The sequence below is a fragment of the Brevundimonas sp. genome (assembly GCF_031082345.1).
Classification (GTDB): Bacteria; Pseudomonadota; Alphaproteobacteria; order Caulobacterales; family Caulobacteraceae; genus Brevundimonas.
On the sequence record NZ_JAVHLH010000015.1, the window covers coordinates 1 to 20,804 of the forward strand.

General features: G+C 70.1%; 22 protein-coding genes. 11 read left to right on the top strand and 11 right to left on the bottom strand.

From position 1 onward, the window contains the following. From mmcB to RDU12_RS01935, 4 genes are all read right to left on the bottom strand, one after another. Positions 1–326 (bottom strand): DNA repair putative endonuclease MmcB (gene mmcB, locus RDU12_RS01920; RefSeq protein ID WP_308684024.1); only part of this gene is annotated, 326 nt, incomplete at its 3' end. Positions 327–381: 55 nt separating this feature from the next. After that, on the bottom strand, positions 382–1,683 hold the full coding sequence (hslU, locus tag RDU12_RS01925; protein WP_300292874.1) for an ATP-dependent protease ATPase subunit HslU: 1,302 nt from the start codon (positions 1,681–1,683) through the stop codon (positions 382–384). A gap of 98 nt (positions 1,684–1,781) precedes the next feature. After that, positions 1,782–2,189 carry a GxxExxY protein gene (locus RDU12_RS01930; protein ID WP_300292875.1) on the bottom strand — a complete coding sequence of 136 codons (408 nt, stop codon included), beginning with the start codon at positions 2,187–2,189 and terminating at the stop codon, positions 1,782–1,784. Positions 2,190–2,255: 66 nt separating this feature from the next. Then, a complete protein-coding gene (locus RDU12_RS01935) occupies positions 2,256–3,149 on the bottom strand; it encodes a hypothetical protein (protein ID WP_308684025.1) in 894 nt (297 codons plus the stop codon). Between the two features lie 124 nt (positions 3,150–3,273). Between RDU12_RS01935 and RDU12_RS01940 the strand changes: the two genes are divergently transcribed. Beyond that, complete coding sequence (locus RDU12_RS01940; RefSeq protein ID WP_308684026.1) at positions 3,274–4,062, top strand: sulfite exporter TauE/SafE family protein; 789 nt, start codon at positions 3,274–3,276, stop codon at positions 4,060–4,062. A 4-nt stretch (positions 4,063–4,066) separates the two neighbouring features. Here RDU12_RS01940 and hslV read toward each other — a convergent pair whose 3' ends face one another. Further along, positions 4,067–4,627, bottom strand: a complete 561-nt coding sequence (gene hslV, locus RDU12_RS01945; RefSeq protein WP_300293423.1) for an ATP-dependent protease subunit HslV — start codon at positions 4,625–4,627, stop codon at positions 4,067–4,069. 144 nt (positions 4,628–4,771) lie between these two features. Here hslV and RDU12_RS01950 point away from each other — a divergent pair, with 144 nt between their 5' ends. Together RDU12_RS01950 and RDU12_RS01955 are read left to right on the top strand one after the other, a co-directional pair. Continuing rightward, positions 4,772–5,161: a BLUF domain-containing protein gene (locus RDU12_RS01950; RefSeq protein ID WP_300293422.1), complete on the top strand. Its 390-nt coding sequence runs from the start codon at positions 4,772–4,774 to the stop codon at positions 5,159–5,161. 31 nt (positions 5,162–5,192) lie between these two features. Beyond that, the gene (locus RDU12_RS01955) at positions 5,193–5,927 is read left to right on the top strand and encodes a HesA/MoeB/ThiF family protein (RefSeq protein WP_308684027.1); all 735 of its coding nucleotides are present in this window, start codon (positions 5,193–5,195) and stop codon (positions 5,925–5,927) included. Here the strand turns inward: RDU12_RS01955 and RDU12_RS01960 are convergent. Next, positions 5,924–7,954, bottom strand: a complete 2,031-nt coding sequence (locus RDU12_RS01960; protein ID WP_300291942.1) for a S9 family peptidase — start codon at positions 7,952–7,954, stop codon at positions 5,924–5,926. The genes RDU12_RS01955 and RDU12_RS01960 overlap by 4 nt on opposite strands. Before the next feature lie 63 nt (positions 7,955–8,017). Further along, positions 8,018–9,004 (bottom strand): D-glycerate dehydrogenase, encoded by a 987-nt coding sequence (locus tag RDU12_RS01965; RefSeq protein ID WP_300291939.1) that lies wholly within the window; start codon positions 9,002–9,004, stop codon positions 8,018–8,020. Between the two features lie 84 nt (positions 9,005–9,088). Between RDU12_RS01965 and RDU12_RS01970 the strand changes: the two genes are divergently transcribed. From RDU12_RS01970 to RDU12_RS01990, 5 genes are all read left to right on the top strand, one after another. Then, positions 9,089–9,610 carry an SH3 domain-containing protein gene (locus RDU12_RS01970; protein WP_308684028.1) on the top strand — a complete coding sequence of 174 codons (522 nt, stop codon included), beginning with the start codon at positions 9,089–9,091 and terminating at the stop codon, positions 9,608–9,610. 96 nt (positions 9,611–9,706) lie between these two features. Beyond that, positions 9,707–10,237 (top strand): 3-hydroxyacyl-[acyl-carrier-protein] dehydratase FabA, encoded by a 531-nt coding sequence (gene fabA, locus RDU12_RS01975; RefSeq protein WP_300289329.1) that lies wholly within the window; start codon positions 9,707–9,709, stop codon positions 10,235–10,237. Between the two features lie 57 nt (positions 10,238–10,294). After that, positions 10,295–11,524 (top strand): beta-ketoacyl-ACP synthase I, encoded by a 1,230-nt coding sequence (gene fabB, locus RDU12_RS01980; protein WP_300289330.1) that lies wholly within the window; start codon positions 10,295–10,297, stop codon positions 11,522–11,524. A gap of 104 nt (positions 11,525–11,628) precedes the next feature. Continuing rightward, on the top strand, positions 11,629–12,822 hold the full coding sequence (locus RDU12_RS01985) for a sodium:proton antiporter (protein WP_300289331.1): 1,194 nt from the start codon (positions 11,629–11,631) through the stop codon (positions 12,820–12,822). A 142-nt stretch (positions 12,823–12,964) separates the two neighbouring features. After that, entirely contained in the window at positions 12,965–13,762 is a 798-nt protein-coding gene (locus RDU12_RS01990; protein WP_300289345.1) for an enoyl-ACP reductase, read from the top strand. A gap of 9 nt (positions 13,763–13,771) precedes the next feature. Here the strand turns inward: RDU12_RS01990 and rph are convergent, their stop codons facing one another. Then, complete coding sequence (gene rph / locus RDU12_RS01995; RefSeq protein WP_300289332.1) at positions 13,772–14,497, bottom strand: ribonuclease PH; 726 nt, start codon at positions 14,495–14,497, stop codon at positions 13,772–13,774. Positions 14,498–14,626: 129 nt separating this feature from the next. Between rph and hrcA the strand changes: the two genes are divergently transcribed. Next, positions 14,627–15,715, top strand: a complete 1,089-nt coding sequence (hrcA, locus tag RDU12_RS02000) for a heat-inducible transcriptional repressor HrcA (protein WP_300289333.1) — start codon at positions 14,627–14,629, stop codon at positions 15,713–15,715. 47 nt (positions 15,716–15,762) lie between these two features. Next, positions 15,763–16,344, top strand: a complete 582-nt coding sequence (grpE, locus tag RDU12_RS02005; RefSeq protein WP_374990180.1) for a nucleotide exchange factor GrpE — start codon at positions 15,763–15,765, stop codon at positions 16,342–16,344. Positions 16,345–16,492: 148 nt separating this feature from the next. Here grpE and RDU12_RS02010 read toward each other — a convergent pair whose 3' ends face one another. From RDU12_RS02010 to RDU12_RS02020, 3 genes are all read right to left on the bottom strand, one after another. Continuing rightward, positions 16,493–17,398 (bottom strand): dienelactone hydrolase family protein, encoded by a 906-nt coding sequence (locus RDU12_RS02010; protein WP_300289335.1) that lies wholly within the window; start codon positions 17,396–17,398, stop codon positions 16,493–16,495. Between the two features lie 100 nt (positions 17,399–17,498). Further along, positions 17,499–18,116, bottom strand: a complete 618-nt coding sequence (locus RDU12_RS02015; protein WP_374990179.1) for an alpha-ketoglutarate-dependent dioxygenase AlkB — start codon at positions 18,114–18,116, stop codon at positions 17,499–17,501. A 3-nt stretch (positions 18,117–18,119) separates the two neighbouring features. After that, positions 18,120–18,485 (bottom strand): hypothetical protein, encoded by a 366-nt coding sequence (locus RDU12_RS02020; RefSeq protein WP_300289337.1) that lies wholly within the window; start codon positions 18,483–18,485, stop codon positions 18,120–18,122. A 292-nt stretch (positions 18,486–18,777) separates the two neighbouring features. On the opposite strand from RDU12_RS02020, the gene dnaK reads away from it, so the two are divergent. Beyond that, positions 18,778–20,709, top strand: coding sequence for a molecular chaperone DnaK (dnaK, locus tag RDU12_RS02025; RefSeq protein WP_300289338.1), 1,932 nt, complete (start codon positions 18,778–18,780; stop codon positions 20,707–20,709). The last annotated feature ends 95 nt before the right edge of the window (positions 20,710–20,804 follow it).

Below are 20,804 nucleotides of genomic sequence, written 5' to 3' on the forward strand. Positions count from 1 at the left end.
GCCACGATCAGCCCCGGCTCGTCGGGCAGGATGTCCGACGGGAACTCCGGCGCCACGGCGAAATAGAACAGGTCGCAGTACGGCCGGTACTCGCCCCATTTGCGGTCGACGCGGAAGTCCTCCAGCCCCGACTTGACCTCGCAGATGGCGATCTCGCCGCGCGGCCCCAGCGCCATGACGTCGGCGCGGCGGCCGTTGGGCAGGCCGACCTCGAGCAGGGGCGCATAGCCCATGTCAGCCATCAGCCGCGCGGCGCCGCGCGTGACCGACAGGGTGGTCGCGGGGCGGCTGAAGACAAGCTCAATGTGGACGGCGGCGGCGGGCATGCGGGAGTTATGTTCGGCTTTCGTTCCGGTTTCAACCGCCTGGGGCCCGGCGCCCCTACAGAATGAACCGGCTCAAATCCGCGTCGAGCGCCAGATCGGCGACCTTGTCGCGGACCTGATCGGCGTCGAAGGCGACCGTCTGGCCAGCCAGATCCGAGGCCTTGAACGAGGTCTCCTCCAGCACCCGCTCCAGCACCGTCTGCAGCCGCCGCGCGCCGATGTTCTCGACCGTGGAATTGGCCGCCACCGCCGCGTCGGCGAGGGCGCCGATGGCCTCGTCGGTGAAGGTCAGGGTCACGTCCTCGGTGGCCAGCAGGGCCTGGTTCTGGCGGATCAGATTGGCCTCGGGCTCGGTCAGGATGCGCACGAAGTCGTTGCGGGTCAGGGCCTTGAGCTCGACCCGGATCGGCAGCCGCCCCTGCAGTTCGGGCAGCAGGTCCGACGGCTTGGCCACATGGAAGGCGCCCGAGGCGATGAACAGCACATGGTCCGACTTCACCGGCCCGTATTTGGTCGACACCGTGGTGCCCTCGATCAGCGGCAGCAGGTCGCGCTGGACCCCCTCGCGGCTGACGTCGGCGCCCGAGGCCCCCTGACGCGCCGCCACCTTGTCAATCTCGTCGAGGAAGACGATGCCCTCGTTCTCGGCCAGCAGCAGCGCCTCGCGGGTCAGGCTGTCCTGATCCAGCAGCTTGTCGCTCTCCTCGGTGACCAGCGGACCGACGGCGTCGCGCACCGGCAGCTTGACCGTCTTGGTGCGCCCGCCGCCCAGCTTGCCCAGCATCTCGGACAGATTGATCATGCCGATGCCCCCGCCGCCCGGCAGGTCCATGCCCTGCATCGGCGAGGCCGTATCGGCCAGCTGCAGCTCGACCTCCTTGTCGTCCAGTTCCCCGGCCCGCAGCTTCTTGCGGAAGCTGTCGCGGGTGGCCGGCTGCGAGCCCGGCCCGACGAGGGCGTCGAGGATGCGGTCCTCGGCGGCGGCCTCGGCCTTGGCCTTGACCCCGCCGCGGCGCTTGTCGCGCACCATCACCAGGGCCGACTCGACGAGGTCGCGCATGATCTGGTCGACGTCGCGGCCGACATAGCCGACCTCGGTGAATTTGGTCGCCTCAACCTTGAGGAAGGGCGAGCCGGCCAGCTTGGCCAGCCGCCGGGCGATCTCGGTCTTGCCGACGCCGGTGGGCCCGATCATCAGGATATTCTTGGGCGTGACCTCGTCGCGCAGATCCTCGGGCACGCGCTTGCGCCGCCAGCGGTTGCGCAAAGCCACGGCGACGGCGCGCTTGGCGTCGTCCTGGCCGACGATGAAGCGGTCGAGTTCGGAGACGATTTCGCGGGGGGAGAGGTCGGTCATGGGATGCAGATAGGGCGTCTCGTCGTTCGGGGGGAGAGGGCCGCGCATGAGAGGTTCATCACAACGCGCACAACGGGGTCACAACGAACACGACGGGATCAGAGAACAAGACGGCGAAAGCCGTCCTTGAGTCTCACGGTGTTGAAATTGATCAGATAGCCAAGCCGCAGGCCGGAAAAGCGGAGATAGGTCAGGAGCTGGGCCGTATGGATCGACGCCAGGGCGTCGATCGATTTCACCTCGACGATCACCGTCCCCTCGACGAGCAGGTCAAGTCGGTATCCCACGTCCATCCGGGCCTCGCCGTAGGTGACCGGGACGCCGACCTGACGCTGGACCTGCAGGCCCGCCTGGTGAAGCTCTTCCGCCATGCAGGCCTCGTAGACGGACTCCAGCAGCCCCGGCCCGAGCGCGCGATGCACCGTGAAAGCGGCGTCCATTACAGATCGACCGATCTGGTTGACCGTTTCCGGAACAGGCTCACTCTCGTCGTGTCCGTCGTGCATCCGTTGTGCCCGTCGTGATGAACCAATCGACCTTCGCCTCGCCCGAGCAATCTAGTCCACACCAGATCAATCCGCCGGAGCGGGAGGAGGGGCCGGAATCAGCTGGGCGAGGACGATCTTCCAGCCGGCCTCCTGCCTCTGCCACATGCGCACATAGTGGCCGGTCCGCGCCTGACCCTCGCGGGTCCAGGCTGCCGGGCCGTACGTCCAGACCAGGTCGCCGTAGTCGGAGGCGCCGCCGCCTTCGGCCGGTCCGAACGCAAAGGTCGCGGGCCATCCGTCCAGCGCCCCGGCGAAGGCGTCGCGCCCGATCGCGGGCGGGCGCGGCGCGACATAGAGCCGGCCGTTGTCGGCCATGAACCGCAAATGGGCGGCCTTCTGGTCGCTCGCGGCGACCCCGGCCAGGACGGCCTCCTCGTCACGGACCGCCGTCATCGCCCCTTCGGAGGCGGAGGGGCCGTTGTCCGGAACGCCCTCCCGAACGACGCGAAGCAGTTCCGGCCCGGGCGGCAGGATCACCGGCTCGCTGTCCGGTCCCGGCACGTCGGCCGCGCTGGCGCCCGAACCGCCGTCGTAGATCCATTTCCACGACCCGTCCGGCTGCCGCTTCCAGACGGTGAAATAGTGCCCGGTGCGCTGGCCGTTCAGCGCCACGCCCCCGGTGGTGAAGCCGAGATCGCCCGAGCGCGACAGGCCGGCGAAATTGGGCCACCACTCCAGCAGGGGCTCGCCCGCGGGCCGCGGGCCGTCCGGATAGGCCTCGCCGATCCTCTGCGCCTGTCCGCCCCCGATCACGATCGCCTCGGGCACGGACCATTTGTTGAAGCTGCCGGCGATGCCCATCGACGGCGCGTCGGCGGCGAAGGCCCGCTCCGCCGCCACCACGGGCGCGGCGTCGGGCGTCTGGGCGAGGACCGGCGAAGCGATCAACAGGGCGGCGGCGAAGGCGGTCAGGCGCATGGAAAATCCTCCTCGCGCCATTGAGGGCGGCGGACGTCGATTGTCCCGTTAAATCGCCGAAAGGCGCCGGCTGCGCGGGCCCGGGGATTGGGCTATGGCGGAGGCTTCAAACGGGGGAGCCGGCATGGATTTCATCATCATCGGCCTGGTCGCCTTCCTGGCCTCGGGCCTGACCCTCTATTCGGGTTTCGGGCTCGGCACGGTGCTGCTGCCCGCCTTCGCCCTGTTCTTTCCCGCCCCGGTGGCCGTGGCCGCGACGGGGGTGGTTCATCTGCTCAACGGCCTGTTCAAGGGCGGCCTGCTGTGGCGCCAGGCGCACTGGGGGACGGTGCTGCGCTTCGGCCTGCCGGCGATCCCGGCGGCGATCGCCGGGGCGTGGCTGCTGGGCCGCCTCGGAGCCGGAGACGGGCTGTTCTCGTGGAGCCTGGCCGGGCGCGACTTCGGTCCGACGCCGGCCGCCCTCGTGGTCGGGGCGGTGATGATCGTCCTTGGCCTGCTGGAGCTGCAGCCGTGGTTCCAGCGCCTCGCCGCCCCGCCGCGCGTCGCCCCGCTGGGCGGGCTGGCGACCGGATTCCTCGGCGGGCTGACCGGGCAGCAGGGCGCGCTGCGGTCGATGTTCCTGCTGCGCTTCGGCCTCGACCCGGCCCGTTTCATCGCCACCGGCGCGATGATCGCGGTGCTGATCGACCTGTCGCGCCTGCCGGTCTACGCCCTGACCGTCGGGGCCGCGGCCGGCGCGTTCGAGACGCGACAGGGCCTGCTGGTCGGATGGGCGGTGCTGTGCGCCTTCGCCGGAGCCTGGGGCGCGATGCGCTGGCTGAAGAAGGTCACCATCGGACTGGTCCGGGGCGTCGTCGCCGCCGTCATGCTGACCATCGGCGCGGCCCTGGTCGCCGGCCTGATCGGGAGCTGAGCCCTCAGGGCTCCAGCGTCTCCACGGTCAGATGGCCGTTGGTGTAGACGCAGATGTCGGCGGCGATGGCCATGGCCCGGCGGGCGACGGTCTCGGCGTCCATGTCGGAATGGTCGAGCAGGGCCCGCGCCGCCGCCAGGGCGAAATTGCCGCCCGAGCCGACCGCGGCCACGCCATGCTCGGGCTCCAGCACGTCGCCGACCCCGGTGACGGTGAAGATCGAACCCTTGTCCGCGACCAGCAGCATGGCTTCCAGCCGCCGCAGATAGCGATCGGTGCGCCAGTCCTTGGCCAGATCGACGCAGGCCCGGGCCAGTTGGTCCGGATACTGCTCCAGCTTGACCTCCAGCCGCTCGATCAGGGTGAAGGCGTCGGCCGTGGCCCCGGCGAAGCCGGCCAGCACCTTGCCGCCGGCCAGGGTGCGCACCTTGCGCGCCGCGCCCTTGACGATGGTCGGGCCCATGGAGACCTGGCCGTCGCCGGCGAGGACCGTGCGGCCGTCCTTGCGCACCGCGAGGATGGTGGTGCCGTGCCAGCCGGGCGAGGGGGTGTCGTTCGCATTCATCATCCGTTTCAGATGGCGACCGAAATGCGGCGCGGCAAGCGGTTTCCGATGAGATTCAACAGCTACACCGGGCCACATTGCGACCAATGTAACCCGTTACATTGCCAATCTCCGCCCCATATCTCGCTACAAAAGGGAAGCGTCGTGCTTCATCGCGTCATCTACGCAAGCGAAGCCGTCGGCGCCACGGGCGCGACGACGCTGTCGATCGCCCAGATTCTCGGGGTCTCCGAGCGCAACAACCGCCGCGACCACCTGACCAGCTGCGTGATGTTCCACCAGGGCCATATCCTGCAGGTGGCCGAGGGCGCCCGCGCCGATCTGGACCGGCTGGTCCGCCGACTGCTCGACGACCCCCGCCACACCGGCCTCCGGGTGCTGAGCGACACGCCGATCATCGCCCGCCGCATCGACGAGCCCATGGGCCTGTGCGCGGACCCGACAGCCCTGCTGGGTCGGGTCGGGCTGAACTGCCTGTCCCGCATCACCGCCCATGAGGCCGAAGTGATCCTGGATCTGCGCAAGGCCGCGTGACGGCGCGCTCCGGACCGCCTAATCCGGGCGGGTGAGCTTTTCCGACGATGAAATCGAACGCTACGCCCGCCATCTGGTGCTGGCCGAGATCGGCGGCCCCGGCCAGCAGCGGCTGAAGGCCGCGCGCGCAGCCATCGTCGGCATGGGCGGGGTCGGCGCGCCGGCGGCCCTGTATCTGGCGGCGGCGGGCGTGGGCGCCCTGCGCCTCATCGACCACGACGAGGTCGGCCTGTCCAACCTGCAGCGCCAGATCGCCTTTTCCGAACAGGATGTCGGCGCCCCCAAGGTCGAGGCGGGCGCGGCCCGGCTGACCGCGCTGAACGCCCATGTCGAGGTCGAGGCGGCGGGCGAGCGGCTGACCGCGGCCAACGCCGCCTGGCTGCTGGAGGGCTGCGACGTGGTCATCGACGGCACGGATGATTTCGAGACCCGGTTCGCGGTCAACGCCGCCTGCGTCGCCGCCGGGATCCCGCTGGTCTCGGGCGCGCTGGGGCGGTGGAGCGGCCAGGTCGGGGTCTTCGCCGCCCGTCCCTGCTACCGCTGTCTGGTGCCCGAAATCCCGCCGGAGGCCGAGACCTGCGCCCGCGTCGGGGTGGTCGGCGCCCTCGCCGGCGTGGTCGGCTCCATGGCCGCGCTGGAGGCGATCAAGCTGATCACCGGCGCGGGCGAGGCCCTGACCGGTCGGCTGCTGATCTACGACGGCCTCGCCGGAACGGCGCGCACGACGCGGGTCGCGGCCGATCCGGCCTGTCCGGTGTGCGGCTAGGCGAAGGCCGTCCGGATCAGATCGATGTAGCGCGTCATCAGCGCCAGTTCCTGGGCGTCGTCCCAGTCGCTGTGCCCGGCGTCCTCGATCTCGATCAGTTCGACCGTCTTGCCGGCTCCGCGCAGGGCGTCGCGCATCCGCCGCGACTGGATCACCGGCACGATCGGGTCGTCAACGCCGTGCACCAGCAGCACCGGGCAGGCCATCTCGGCGGCGCGGCGGCGCGGCGAGGCCGCCTCGAGCGCCGGCCCCATGGCCGCCGGGTCGCCGATGCGTTTGGTCCAGAATTCGTAGATCGGCTTGCCGGGAGTGTCGTCCTCGCGATTCTCCCAGGCCAGCATTTCCGGCAGATCCCCAACCCCGCAGATCGAAATGGCCGCCTTGTAGAGATCCGGGCGGCGCACCGCGCCCATCAGGGCCGCGTAGCCGCCGTAGCTGGTTCCCATGATGGCGACACGGGTCGCATCCAGTCCGCGCAGGGTCGTGGCGTGGGCGACGGCGTCCTCGACGTCCTCCTGCATGCGGTCGCCCCATCGGGTCCAGCCCTGCTGCGCGAACCCGAGGCCATAGCCGCCCGAACCGCGGAAATTCGGCTGCAGCACCCACCAGCCCTGCGAGGCCAGCGCCTGGACCTGACGATCCCACGCCCGGGTGTCCCGGGCTTCGGGTCCGCCGTGGGGCAGCACCACCAGGGGGCCGGGGGCCGCGCCCACCGGCGCCGTCAGATAGGCCTCGATGGTCGCCCCGTCCCGGGTCGGCACGGCCAGGGTCTCGGCGCCTCCGAGGCGGGCCATGTCCAGTTCGCGGGTCGCGCCGACGTGAACGATCGCCTGGGCGGTGCGGTCGTAGAAGAACCACGCTCCCGGCTCGCGCGGCCCGGTGGCGTAGGCGATGAACCGGTTCCGGCTGACGTCCACGTCCGTCAGATGCACGTCACAGTCGTTGTCGAAGAAGCGGTCCAGGGCGCGATGGTGGGGCGCCAGCGCCGGTTCGCTGAACACATACTCCAGACGCTCCCCATAATAGGCCGCGCCGAGATAGAGGCCGGCCGAATCGTTGAGGCCGTACAGCACGTCACGGCCCTCCCGGGCGTTCATGGCCGGCCCGACCCCGAGGGTCCGAAGGTCCATTTCCCGCACCACCTCGGTGTCTTCGCCCTCGGCGCGAGCGGTCACCAGCACCACGCCGGGCCGGTCCGTTTCGCCGACCCATGAGAAGTCGGGTGCGTCGATGACCCGGTTGCGGCGGGCGAGCTTCCACTCGGTTTCGCCCGGCGCGCGGGCGTAGACGGTCTCCATGGTGCCGCGCGAATTGATGTCGTGCCGGAGGACGGCGACGCCGCCCTGGGTCTGCCAGGCGAAGGTGCCGGCCCCGCCCCGCTCGATCCGCTCGGCCGAGCCGGTGTTGACGTTGACCCGATGCAGCCCCAGCACGCCGTCCCGCTCCCAGGCGGTCATCAATACGTGGTCCGGATCGCGCGGCAGGAGGTCGATGACCCGGCCCATGTCGACGCTGTTGCGCAGCCGCTGGCGCTGGTCCTGGAACATGACCACGGGATCGCCGCCGTCGGCGCTCACCGACAGAATGCGCCGCGAGGTGAACTCGACGCCCGCGACACGCCGGTTGGAGCCGGGGATCGAGCGCGTGCCGGTCTTCTGGGTGATCGCCACGCGCACCAGCAGGCGCTCGTCGTTGGCCCACTCCATCGCTTCGGCCTCGATCGGGCCGAGCACGATCTGGCGGCGCTGGCCCTCCGGGTCGTCGGCCTCGATCAGGTCGATCACGCCGATCGAGTCATCTCCGTCGCCCATCTGCTGCAGCGCCGCGATGCGCCGCCCCGACGGAGACAGTTTGACCTGCCGGGTCCGGGCGGGCGTGAAGAAGGTCTCGAACGGATAGGGCGTCGCCGCCTGCGCCCGTGCAATGCCGGGACGAAAGCCCGCGACGGCGGTGAGCGCGCAGACGCCGCCCAGCAGGCCGCGCCGCGATACGGCGGCCCGCGCCGCCCTTGAGAGTCCGGATTCCACTGGTAAGCCCCCTACTGCCCCGGCCCAATCAACCCGCCGTTGATTCAACCGTCAAGCTTCGGCCTACAACATCGAGGGAATCACCCGGTCGGGCGGGCGGTGGCCGTTCTGGAAGGTGAGGATGTTGGCGATCACCCGGTCGCCCATGTCCTGCCGGGCCTCGATCGTCGCCGAGCCGAGGTGGGGCAGCAGCACGACATGGGCGTGGCCCAGCAGGCCGGGATGGATGGCGGGCTCGTGCTCATAGACGTCCAGACCGACGCCGGCGATGGCCCGCCGCGCCACGGCGTCGGCCAGGGCCGCTTCGTCGATCAGGTCGCCGCGGGCGGTGTTGATCAGCAGGGCGTGCGGCTGCAGCCGGGCCAGACGTTCGGCCGACAGCAGGTGATAGGTTTCCTTCGTCGCCGGGCAGTTCAGCGAGATGATGTCCATCCGCGCCAGCATCTGGTCCAGATCGTCCCACCAGGTCGCCCCCAGCTCTTCCGCGATCATCTCCGGGACCGGTTTGCGGTTGTGGTAGTGGACCTGCATGCCGAAGGCCTTCGCCCGCCGCGCCAGGGCCTGGCCGATGCGGCCCATGCCGACGATGCCCAGCCGCTTGCCCCACAGCTTGCGCCCCGTCATCCAGGTCGGGGTCCAGCCCTCGAAGCGGCCTTCCGCGACCACCTGGGCGCCCTCGACGATGCGCCGGCTGACAGCGAGGATCAGCCCCATGGCCAGGTCGGCGGTGTCCTCGGTCAGCACGCCCGGCGTATTGGTGACGATCAGGCCGCGCCCCACCGCCGCCTCGACGTCGATGTGATCCACGCCGGCGCCGAAATTGGCGATCATCTTCAACTGCTCGCCGGCCCCCGCGATCAGCGTCGCATCGATCCCGTCGGTGATGGTCGGGACCAGGACGTCGGCGCGTTGCACCGCCGCCTCCAGCGCGGCCCGGTCCATCGGCGTGTCGGTCAGGTTCAGCTCGGCGTCGAACAGCTCGCGCATGCGCGTCTCGACCGCGTCCGGCAACCGTCTGGTTAACACGACCTTAAGCCTGGGCGCGGACATTCGAAGCCTTCGATTTCACGGACGCACCAGTGTACGGACGCCCCAGTGTCTAGCAAAGCCCGTCCCCGCTTCCAAAGGCTGGCTGTGACCGCCGCCGCCGTCTGCGCGGCGGCGCTGACGGGGGCCGCCCAGACCATGCCCGACGGCCGCCCGACGCCGAGCGGCCAGCCGGTGCCGCGCTGGCTGTCGCTGAAGTCGTCCGAGGTCCACGCTCGCTTCGGCCCCGGTCTCGACCACCGCATCCTGTGGGAATACCGCGTCTCGGGCCTGCCGGTGCAGGTCATCGCCGAGACCACGGAATGGCGGAAAATCTGCGACCCAGAGGGGGCTGTGGCCTGGGTCCATCGCAGCGTGGTGTCGAGCCGACGCAGCGTCTTCAACGCCTCGGACGAGGAAATTCCCGTTCGTTCGGGCCGCTCGGAGACCTCGCCGGTCCGCGCCCGCCTGTCGCCGCGCTCGCTGGTGGCCATGGACGAATGCGAGGAGGGCTGGTGCCGGATCCGGGCCGGGCGTCTGCGCGGCTGGGTGCGGCAGGCGGACGTCTTCGGCGCCCAGGAGCGGCCGCTGTGCAATGCGGCGCGGCCGGCGGGGACCGGTCGTCGCTGACAGCGGTGTTGAGCCGGCTCGCGTGCTCGTGTAACCCGACGGCCACACCGGCCTTGAGCGGCGTCCGCGCCGCCGGCCCCTGAACTGCGAGCGCCCGTGACCCAGACCGATCGTCCCTCCTCGTTCGACTATGAGGCGCTGCTGGCCGCGGGCCGGGGCGAACTGTTCGGCGAGCGGAATGCGAAGCTGCCGGCCCCGCCGATGCTGATGTTCGACCGCATCACCACGATCAACGCGGACGGCGGCGCCCACGGCAAGGGCTATATCGAGGCCGAGCTGGATATCCATCCGGACCTCTGGTTCTTCCAGTGCCACTTCATCGGCGATCCGGTCATGCCGGGCTGCCTCGGCCTCGACGCCATGTGGCAGCTGGTCGGATTCTACCTCGGCTGGATCGGCGGGCCGGGCCGCGGCCGGGCGCTGGGCGTCGGCGAGGTCAAATTCACCGGCCAGGTCACGCCGGACGTCAAGAAGGTGGTCTACAAGATCGACCTCAAGCGGGTCATCAACCGCCGCCTGGTCATGGGCATCGCCGACGGGGTTCTCGAAGCCGACGGCGTCCCCATCTATACGGCGACCGATATGCGCGTCGGCCTGTTCGGGGCTTCGGAACCCGTCGGCGGCTGACCCCATTCCAAGACCGCGGCCAACGCGGCGAATAGCGTTCAAGAAGGAAACCACACCATGCGGCGTGTCGTCGTCACCGGACTGGGTATCGTCTCATCCATCGGCACCGGCCAGGACGAGGTCGCGGCCTCCCTGCGCGAGGCGAAGTCGGGCGTTCAGCACGCCGCCGACCACGCCGCGCACGGCTTCCGCTCGCAGGTCTGGGCCCCGCCGTCGCTCGGCGTGACGGCCGAGGACTGGGCTCCGCACGTCGACCGCCGCGCCGCCCGCTTCCTCGCCAACGGCACCGCCTGGGGCCACATCGCCTTCGAGGAGGCGCTGAAGGATTCCGGCCTGAGCCCCGAAGAGATCAAGGACGAGCGCATCGGCCTGATCGTCGGCGAGGGCGGCCCCTCGACCCAGGTCATCCTGCAGGCGGCCCAGACCACCATCGAAAAGGGCTCGCCCAAGCGCATCGGCCCGTTCGCCGTGCCCAAGGCCATGGCCTCCGGCCCCTCGGCCGTGCTGGCCACCTGGTTCCAGCTCAAGGGCATCAACTATTCGATCAGCTCGGCCTGCGCGACCAGCGCCCACTGCATCGGCGCGGCCGCCGAGCAGATCGCCTGGGGCAAGCAGGACGTGGTCTTCGCCGGCGGCGTCGAGGACATCGACTGGTCCATGTCCAACATGTTCGACGCCATGGGCGCCATGTCCTCGAACTTCAACGAAACCCCGGCCACCGCCAGCCGGGCCTATGACAAGGATCGCGACGGCTTCGTCATCGCCGGCGGGGCGGGCATCGTGGTGCTGGAAGAATACGAGCGGGCCAAGGCGCGCGGCGCGACCATCTACGCCGAGGTCACCGGCTACGGCGCCAACTCCGACGGCTACGACATGGTCGCCCCCTCGGGCGAGGGCGCCGAGCGCTGCATGAAGATCGCCCTCGAAATGGCCGGCAATCCCAGGATCGACTACCTGAACCCGCACGGCACCTCGACGCCCGTGGGCGACTCCAAGGAGATGGGCGCGGTGCGCAACGTCTTCGGCGACGACCTGCCGATGATCTCCTCGACCAAGTCGCTGACGGGCCATTCGCTCGGCGCGGCGGGGGCGCAGGAGGCGATCTACTGCCTCTTGATGATGAAGCACGGCTTCGCCGCCGAGAGCGCCCACATCGAAACCCTCGATCCCGAGTTCGAGGGCATGCCGATCCTGCGCCAGCGCCACGACGGCGAGCTGAAGCACGTCATGTCCAACTCGTTCGGGTTCGGCGGGACCAACGGCACGTTGATCCTCTCGAAGGTCTGAACCGCAACCGGGGCGGCGCCGACGCGCTATAGTCGGCTTCCAGACAGACGGAGCCGTTCCTGACCTTCGATCCCTACATCCTGTTCCTGCTCGGCCTCGGCGGGGTGGTCCTGCTGGTGTCCTGGGCCCCGGTGGGGCTGAAGCGGCTGCCGCTGACCCTGGCGATCCTGTGCGTGGCGCTGGGCGTGCTGGTGTTCAGCACCGGCCTGCTGGCCTTCGATCCCGACCCGCGCACCTGGGACACCCTGACCGAACGGCTGGCGGAGCTGGTGGTCATCATCAGCCTGATGGGCGCCGGACTGAAGCTGGACCGTCCCCCCGGCTGGCGAAAATGGTCGACGACATGGCGGCTGCTGATCGTGGCCATGCCCCTGACCATCGCGGCGACGGCGTTTCTGGGCTGGGCCGGGCTCGGCTTCAGCCTGGCCATGGCCCTTCTGTTCGGAGCCAGCATGGCGCCGACCGACCCGGTGCTGGCCGCCGACGTCCAGGTCGGCCCACCAAAATCCGGCGACGAGGACGAGGTCCGCTTCGGCCTGACCTCCGAGGCCGGGCTGAATGACGCGCTCGCCTTCCCCTTCGTCCATCTGGCCATCCTCGCCGCCGCCGGGGGGCTGGCGACCCAGGGTGGCCTGGCCGACTGGCTCACCATCAAGGTCGGCTGGAAGCTGCTGGCCGGGCTCGGGGCCGGCTGGCTGATCGGCAGGATCCTCGGCCACCTGCTGTTCAAGAGCCAGCGCGGCCTGTCGAAGCTCGGCGACGGACTGATCGCCCTGGCCGCCACCCTGCTCGCCTACGCCCTGACCGAACTGGTCCACGGCTACGGCTTTCTCGCCGTCTTCGTCTGCGCCGTGACCATCCGCGCCTCGGAACGGGACCACGACTTCCATCAGGAGATGCACGACTTCTCCGACCAGATCGAACGGCTGCTGATGATGCTGCTGCTGGTGCTGTTCGGCGGGGCCCTGGCCAATGGCCTGCTGTCCAGCCTGACCTGGACCGACGCCCTGGTCGGCCTGGCGGTGGTGTTCGTGGTGCGGCCGGTCGCCGGCCTGATCGCCATGGCCGGTTCGGGCCAGCCGTGGCGCGAGCGGCTGCTGCTGGCCTTCCTCGGCATCCGCGGGGTCGGTTCGGTCTACTACCTCGCCTACGGCATCAACCACGGCGATTTCGGCGACAGCGAGCGGATCTGGGCCGTGGTCGGCTTCATCATCCTGCTGTCGATCATCGTGCATGGCGTCACCGCGACGCCGCTGCTGGCGCGGCTGGCGCGTCGGCGCGCGGCCGGGGACGCCTGACGCTTCCCCCCGAAAGCGGGCGCTGCTAACCCTCCGCACACGGCCTCAGGCCAATCAGACCGGCCTCAAGCAGCGAGCAACCGCGTTGCGAGCGATAGGCCCCAAAAGGAGACGGACCATGGCGAGCGAGAGCGGCTGGAACATGCCCACGGGCGACCTGATGAAGGGCAAGAAGGGCCTGATCATGGGGGTCGCCAACAGCAACTCCATCGCCTGGGGCATCGCCTCCCAGCTGGCCGCCCAGGGCGCCGAACTGGCCTTCACCTATCTCGGCGAGGGGCTGGAGCGCCGCGTGCGCCCGCTGGCCGAGAGCGTCGGGGCGAAGCTGCTGATCCAGGCCGACGTCACCGACGACGCCTCGATGGACGCCGCCTTCGCCGAGCTGGAGAAGGAATTCGGCACGATCGACTTCGTGGTCCACTCCGTCGCCTTCGCCAACAAGGACGAGCTCAAGGGCAGTTTCGTCGACAACACCAGCCGCGACAGCTTCCTGCTGGCCATGAACATCTCGGCCTTCAGCTTCGTCGACGTGGCCAAACGCGCCTCGAAGCTGATGCCCAACGGCGGCTCGCTGGTGACCATGACCTACCTCGGCTCCGAGCGGGCCATCCCCAACTACAACACCATGGGCGTGGCCAAGGCGGCGCTGGAGGCGGCGACCCGCTACATCGCCCGCGACCTGGGGCCGAAGGGCATCCGCTGCAACGCCATCTCGGCGGGGGCCATGCGCACCCTGTCGCTGGCCGGCATCTCGGGCGGCCGCGGCATGATCGCCCAGGGCCGCGCCATGTCGGCGATGAAGGAGGACACCTCCATGGAAGGCGTCGCCGGCTGCGCCCTGTGGTTGTGCTCCGACCTCGGCCTGTCGACCACCGGCGAGATCATCCACGTCGACGCCGGCTTCCACATGATGGGCCTGCCGGACGGCGAGGAGGGCTGAGGCCCTCCGTTACCGCCCCAGCGCCGCCCGCTGCAGGGCGAACAGTTCCGCGCAGCCGCCTTCGGCCAGCTGGAACAGGCGGTCGAACTCGCTCCGGGTGAAGCCGCGCTTCTCGCCCGTGGCCTGGATCTCGACGATGGTCCCCGAGCCGGTCAGGACGAAGTTGGAATCGGCCTCGGCGGTGGAATCCTCCTCGTAGTCGAGGTCCAGCACCGGCTGGTCGCTGCACACGCCGCACGACACCGCCGCGACCTGGTCGAGGATCGGATCGGCCTTCAGCACCCCCTCGGCGCGCAGGTAGTCGAAGGCCGAGGCCATGGCCACCCAGGCCCCGGTGATCGCCGCCGTGCGGGTGCCGCCGTCGGCCTGGACCACGTCGCAGTCCAGCACCACCTGCCGCTCGCCCAGCGCCTTGAGGTCGACCACGGCCCGCAGCGAGCGGCCGATCAGCCGCTGGATCTCCTGCGTCCGGCCGGTCTGCTTGCCAGCCGCCGCCTCGCGCCGGCCGCGGGTGTGGGTGGCGCGCGGCAGCATGCCGTATTCCGCCGTCACCCAGCCCTGCCCCTTGCCGCGCATCCAGCCCGGGACGTTCTCCTCGACCGAAGCCGTCACCAGCACCTTCGTATGGCCGAAGGTCACCAGGCACGAGCCCTCGGCGTAGCGGTTGACGCCGGTCTCCAGCGTCACGGCGCGGAGCTGTTCGGGGGCGCGTTCGGAGGGACGGGCGGCGGTCATGATCGATTTCCTTGGACGGGACGGCGGGGCTGCTTATCCTGAAACCGTGAGCCTGTATTCCCCCCTGTCCGCGCCTTCCGCCGTCCGGCTGCGCCCGGCCGGGGTCGAGGCCGTCTTCCGGCGCCGCCGATGAAACCGCCCCTGCTGACCTCGACCGCCCTGGAGACCGGCAGCCTGACCGGGCTGGACCAGCGCGCCCGCGACATCTTCCGCCGCATCGTCGAGACCTATCTGGAGACAGGAGAACCGGTCGGGTCGCGGACCCTGTCCCTGACCGGGGTGGCCCTGTCGCCGGCCTCGATCCGCAACACCATGCAGGACCTGACCCTGGCCGGCCTGCTGGGCTCGCCCCACACCTCGGCCGGGCGCATCCCGACCCACGCCGGCCTCCGCCTGTTCGTCGACGGCCTGCTGGAGATCGGCGACGTCGGGGCTGAGGAGCGGCGCGAGATCGACGCCCGCCTCGCCGGCAGCGGCCGCAATTTCGAGGAGGCGCTGAACGAGGCCTCGTCCCTGCTGTCGGGTCTGGCGGGCGGCGCCAGCATCGTGGCCAGCCCGGTGCGCGAGGCGGGGGTCAAGCACGTCGAATTCGTCGCCCTGGGCCACGATCAGGCCCTGGCGGTGCTGGTCGGCGACGACGGCTCGGTCGAGAACCGGCTGATGCCGCTGAAGGCGGGGGTGACGCCCTCGACCCTTCAGGAGGCGTCCAACTTCCTCAACGCCCGGCTCAAGGGCCGCCCGCTGCACGAGGCGCGCACCGAGATGCGCACCGAGCTGGACGCCGCCCGGCGCGAGCTGAACGCCGCCGCCGCCCGCCTGGTCGAGGACGGCATGGCCGCCTGGTCCGGCGGGGCCGAGCGGGAACGGTCGCTGATCGTGCGCGGCCGCGCCAATCTGCTGCACGACCGCGAGACCGCCGAGGACCTCGAACGGGTGCGGGTCCTGTTCGACGATCTGGAGCAGAAGGAACAGCTGATCGGCCTGCTCGACGGGGTCTCGACGGCCCAGGGGGTGCGCATCTTCATCGGCGCGGAAACACGACTGTTTTCGCTTTCGGGTTCCGCCGTGATCGCGGCGCCCTATATGACGGGCCGGCAGCGGGTGCTGGGCGCCATCGGCGTCATCGGCCCCGCAAGACTGAACTACGCCCGCGTCATACCGTTGGTGGACTATACCGCCCGGGTGCTGGGCCGGATTCTGGACGGACAAGAAACTTGAGCGACATTCACGACGACACCCCGACCTCCGAGGAACTGGCCGCCGACATCGGCGAGACGGAGGGCTTCGACGGCGAGCCCGACGACGGCCTCGGGCCCATCGACGCCCTGATCGCCGAGCGCGACCAGTGGAAGGACCGCGCCCTGCGCGCCGTGGCCGAGGCCGAGAACACCAGGAAGCGGGCCGAGACCCAGTCCAACGACGCCCGCGCCTACGCCATCCAGCGCTTCGCCCGCGACCTGCTGGGCGTGGCCGACAATCTGGAGCGGGCCCTGCAGGCGGCGCCCAAGGACGCCGACGCCGGCGAGGCGGGCCTGGTCACCGGGCTGGAGCTGACCCAGAAGTCGCTGCTGCAGGCCTTCGAGGCCAACAATCTGAAGCGCGTCGCCCCCGAACCGGGCGAGGCCTTCGACCCCCACCTGCACCAGGCCATGATGGAACAGCCGTCCGACACGGTTCAGGGCGGCCAGGTGATCCAGACCCTGCAGGCCGGCTACGCCCTGTTCGGCCGCACCGTGCGCCCGGCCATGGTCGTCGTCGCCGCCAAGGGCTCCGGCGCCGCGGCCGGCAATGCGGCCTATGCCAGGGCGGCGGACCTCGAGGGCGGCAATTTCGACGGCACGGCCTGACCGTCTCCTCCCCGTTCGCGCTTGCGAATGGGGAGGGGGACCGCGAAGCGGTGGAGGGGCTTTGACCGCGCCCCGATCTGCCAGCCCCTCCGTCTCGCCGGCTTCGCCGTCGAGCCACCTCCCCATCGCAGGCGACGGAGAGGAGACATCAGCCCTTCAGCCGCTCTCCGAACAGCGCCAGCAGCTTGGCCCATCCGTCCGCCGCGTCCGCAGCGCGGTAGCTGTCGCGGTAATCGGCGTGGAAGCCGTGCGGCGCGGCCGGATAGACGTCGATGCGGCTCTCGGTCTGCCCGGCGCGCTGCAGGGCGCTGCGCATGGCCTCGACGCTGTCCAGCGGGATGCCGCGGTCGGCCTCGCCGTACAGGCCCAGCACCGGCGCCTTGAGATCGCCGGCGATATCGACCGGCCACGGTCCGCCGGCGGCGATCTGTTCCGGCGTGGCGGTGGCCGGCGGGGCCAGACGGCCGTACCAGGCCACGCCGGCGTCGATGGCCGCGAAGCGGGCGGCGGCCTGCCACACCACCTTGCCGCCCCAGCACCAGCCGGTGATCCCGACCTTGTCCGCATTGGCCCACAGCTGCTGGCTGGCCCAGTCGAGGGTGGCCGAGACGTCGCCCATCACCTGTTCGTAGCCGGCCGCCGCGACGATCTGCTGCACCCGCTGCATGTCCGACAGCGGCGCCGGGTCCTCGACCCGGACGAAGAAGGCCGGGGCGATGGCGGCGTAGCCCGACTTCGCCAGCCGGCGGCAGATGTCGCGAATGTATTCGTGGACGCCGAAGATCTCGGACACCACCACAACCACCGGGAAGGGACCGTCGCCCTCCGGTCGCGCCACATAGGCCGGCAGGTCGAAGCCGTCGGGCGCGCGATAGGAGACCGACTGCGTCGTCAGTCCGTCGGCGGGGGTGCTCACCGGGCTGGCCTGGGCCGCCAGCGCGGCGGGCGCGTATCCGGCGAAGAACAGGCCGCCCAGACCGCCCGTGGCGAGGGCGCGGCGGCTGAAGCGGAAATCATCGGCCTCAGGGCCTTCGGGTCGGATCAGATCGGGCATGGCGGCCTCCGGCTCGGGAAAGCGGGACAGTGACGCGGGGTCCCCGGGGCGTCGAGTCACGGGCGAGTGATGAGGGAGGGGCTGGGGGCTAGGGCTAGGGCTAGTCCCTCGCCTTGCGCAGCGTCAGGTTCAGCCGCCCCCCGCCCTCGATCAGCCCCGACGACCCGGCCAGGATTCGGTCGATCCCGTGCCGCGCCAGCCGCGCCGGCCCGGTCAGGGCGCAGACGTCGCCCGAAGTCAGCCGCACCGACCGCGTCGGTCCGCCCTCCGCCGCGCCGAAGCGGAACACCGCCGTATCCCCCAGCGACACCGACAGCACCGGCGCGGCCCTGTCCGCCTCGTCGAGGTCCTGATGCAGTCCCATCCTGGCCCCGTCACGAAACAGGTTGACCAGACAGGCGTCCGGCGGCTCGGGCCAGCCGGTCAGGTCGCGCCAGAGCTCGAGCAGCCGCTCCGGCATCGGCGGCCACGGCGCCCTGGTCACCGGATGGGTCGGCTGATAGCGGTAACCGCCCCGGTCCGAGACCCAGCCCAGCGGGCCCAGGCTGGTCATCTCGACCGAGAACGGCCGCCCGGCCCGCGTCGTCGGCCGGTAGAAGGGGGCGGTTTCGACCGCCGCCAGCACCGCGTCACGCAGGGCGGCCTGTTCGTCCGGCGACAGGGCCGCGGGCCACAGGCGCAAGCCCTCCAGCCCGGTGTCGATCTCGCGCGGCGCCAAGACTCAGCGGGTCAGGTAGTAGTCGGCGATGCGGCAGACGTTGATGTTCTCGCGCAGCAGCGTCTGGCCGCCGGCCAGTCCGGCCCTCAGGTCGTAGAGGCAACCGCCGGCCCCGTCGTCGATGGTCACGGGCACGCTGGCGCCGCTCGCCACCGGCGTTCCGCCCAGCAGATCGGCGCCGAATGTTCCGGTGCGGACGTCGGCGGCCTGCAGGGTCTGCAGCGCCACGCCGGTCTGGTTGTGGATGCGGACACGGCGGTTCTGGCCGTCCCCCGACTGGCCCTGCGGCGTCGGCGCGGCGCCGGCCAACCCGGCCAGGCCCAGCGAGGCGGCGATCAGGGCGGCGGTGAAAGTCCTCCGGGCGTGCATGGGCCCCTCCTTCTGACGGGCCGCGTCGGCACGTCGTTAACGCCACTATATGCCGTTGCGCGCTTCGTGACACACCTGACGGAGACTGACGCTGAATCGCGATCAGGCCTTGCGGGCCGTGGGGTGTTTCCCATATCGGCGACAACCCGCCGGAAAACCCCGCAGACCGTGGGGCTATCCGACCGGAACCGTACAATCGACCAAGACCCTGCTACCGGGGGCGGTCACGCGCGGCGCTTCGATCCAAAAGGCCGCCGCACCGTCCGCTGAAATGGAGTGAAAGACAAAAAACATGGCCAAGATCATCGGCATCGACCTGGGCACCACCAATTCGTGCGTGGCCGTCATGGACGGCAAGAACCCCAAGGTCATCGAGAACGCGGAAGGCAACCGCACGACCCCGTCGGTCGTCGCCATCCAGGACAATGGCGAAGTGCTGGTCGGCCAGCCCGCCAAGCGCCAGGCCGTCACCAACCCGACCAACACCTTCTTCGCCATCAAGCGCCTGATCGGCCGCAGCTACGACGATCCCGTCGTGGCGAAGGACAAGGGCATGGTGCCCTATGAGATCGTCAAGGGTCCGACCGGCGACGCCTGGGTCAAGGCCCACGGCAAGGACTATTCGCCCCAGCAGGTCTCGGCCTACACCCTCGGCAAGATGAAGGAGGCCGCGGAGGCCTACCTCGGCGAGACCGTCACCCAGGCCGTCATCACCGTCCCCGCCTATTTCAACGACGCCCAGCGTCAGGCCACCAAGGACGCCGGCAAGATCGCCGGCCTCGAGGTGCTGCGCATCATCAACGAGCCGACCGCGGCCGCCCTGGCCTATGGCCTCGACAAGAACGACGGCCAGAAGATCGCCGTTTATGACCTCGGCGGCGGCACCTTCGACGTCTCGATCCTCGAGATCGGCGACGGCGTGTTCGAGGTGAAGTCGACCAACGGCGACACCTTCCTCGGCGGCGAGGACTTCGACCTGCGCCTCGTCGACTACCTGGCCGACGAGTTCAAGAAGGAGCAGGGCGTCGACCTGCGCTCCGACAAGCTGGCCCTGCAGCGCCTCAAGGAAGAGGCCGAAAAGGCCAAGAAGGAGCTCAGCTCCACGGCCCAGTACGAGGTCAACCTGCCGTTCATCACCATGAACGCCTCGGGCCCGCTGCACCTGAACATCAAGCTGTCGCGCGCCAAGCTGGAGGCCCTCGTCGAGGACCTCGTCCAGCGCACGATCGAGCCGTGCCAGAAGGCCCTCAAGGACGCCGGCCTCAAGGCCTCGGACATCGACGAAGTGGTGCTGGTCGGCGGCATGACCCGCATGCCCAAGGTGCAGGAGGCCGTGAAGGCCTTCTTCGGCAAGGAGCCGCACAAGGGCGTCAACCCGGACGAGGTCGTGGCGCTCGGCGCCGCGGTCCAGGCCGGCGTGCTGCAGGGCGACGTCAAGGACGTGCTGCTGCTCGACGTGACCCCGCTGACCCTCGGCATCGAGACCCTGGGCGGCGTCTTCACCCCGCTGATCGAGCGCAACACCACCATCCCGACCAAGAAGAGCCAGACCTTCTCGACCGCTGACGACAACCAGTCGGCCGTGACCATCCGGGTCTTCCAGGGCGAGCGTCCGATGGCGGCCGACAACAAGATCCTCGGCCAGTTCGACCTGATGGGGATTCCGCCCGCGCCGCGCGGCATGCCGCAGATCGAGGTCGCCTTCGACATCGACGCCAACGGCATCGTCCATGTGACCGCCAAGGACAAGGCGACCAACAAGGAGCAGTCGATCCGCATCCAGGCCAACGGCGGCCTGTCGGACGCGGACATCGAGCAGATGGTCAAGGACGCCGAGGCCAACGCCGCGGCCGACAAGTCCCGCAAGGACCTGGTCGAGGCCCAGAACTCGGCCGACAGCCTGATCCACTCGACCGAGAAGGCCCTCGCCGACCACGGCGACAAGGTCGGCGAGACCGAGAAGACGGCCATCCAGGCCGCCCTCGACGACCTGAAGGCGGCCCGGGAAGCCGGCGAAGCCGACGCCATCCGCGAGAAGACCAACACCTTGGCCCAGGCCTCGATGAAGCTGGGCGAGGCCATGTACGCGGCCGCGCAGGGCTCGGACGGTGAGGCTGCGGCCGAAGCCCCCGCCGACGACGGCGTGGTCGACGCCGAGTTCGAGGAAGTCTCCCCGGACGCCGACGCCAAGACCGACGCCGGCGACGAGAAGAAGAGCGCGTAAGGCGTTTCCTCCCCATCGCAGCGCGATGGGGAGGGGGACCGCGAAGCGGTGGAGGGGCCGCCGGCCTCGAGCTCTGTCGTTCATGGAACGGAAAG

Bases quoted from the DNA above. Each gene is read 5' to 3' on its own strand.
- hslU (WP_300292874.1), bottom strand. From the start codon at position 1,683: ATGACCGACCTCTCCCCCCGCGAAATCGTCTCCGAACTCGACCGCTTC.
- RDU12_RS01935 (WP_308684025.1), bottom strand. From the start codon at position 3,149: ATGCGCCTGACCGCCTTCGCCGCCGCCCTGTTGATCGCTTCGCCGGTC.
- hrcA (WP_300289333.1), top strand. From the start codon at position 14,627: ATGAAACCGCCCCTGCTGACCTCGACCGCCCTGGAGACCGGCAGCCTG.
- RDU12_RS01930 (WP_300292875.1), bottom strand. From the start codon at position 2,189: ATGCACGACGGACACGACGAGAGTGAGCCTGTTCCGGAAACGGTCAAC.
- RDU12_RS01940 (WP_308684026.1), top strand. From the start codon at position 3,274: ATGGATTTCATCATCATCGGCCTGGTCGCCTTCCTGGCCTCGGGCCTG.
- RDU12_RS01965 (WP_300291939.1), bottom strand. From the start codon at position 9,004: ATGTCCGCGCCCAGGCTTAAGGTCGTGTTAACCAGACGGTTGCCGGAC.
- RDU12_RS01990 (WP_300289345.1), top strand. From the start codon at position 12,965: ATGCCCACGGGCGACCTGATGAAGGGCAAGAAGGGCCTGATCATGGGG.
- RDU12_RS02010 (WP_300289335.1), bottom strand. From the start codon at position 17,398: ATGCCCGATCTGATCCGACCCGAAGGCCCTGAGGCCGATGATTTCCGC.
- RDU12_RS02020 (WP_300289337.1), bottom strand. From the start codon at position 18,485: ATGCACGCCCGGAGGACTTTCACCGCCGCCCTGATCGCCGCCTCGCTG.
- fabB (WP_300289330.1), top strand. From the start codon at position 10,295: ATGCGGCGTGTCGTCGTCACCGGACTGGGTATCGTCTCATCCATCGGC.
- rph (WP_300289332.1), bottom strand. From the start codon at position 14,497: ATGACCGCCGCCCGTCCCTCCGAACGCGCCCCCGAACAGCTCCGCGCC.
- dnaK (WP_300289338.1), top strand. From the start codon at position 18,778: ATGGCCAAGATCATCGGCATCGACCTGGGCACCACCAATTCGTGCGTG.
- hslV (WP_300293423.1), bottom strand. From the start codon at position 4,627: ATGAATGCGAACGACACCCCCTCGCCCGGCTGGCACGGCACCACCATC.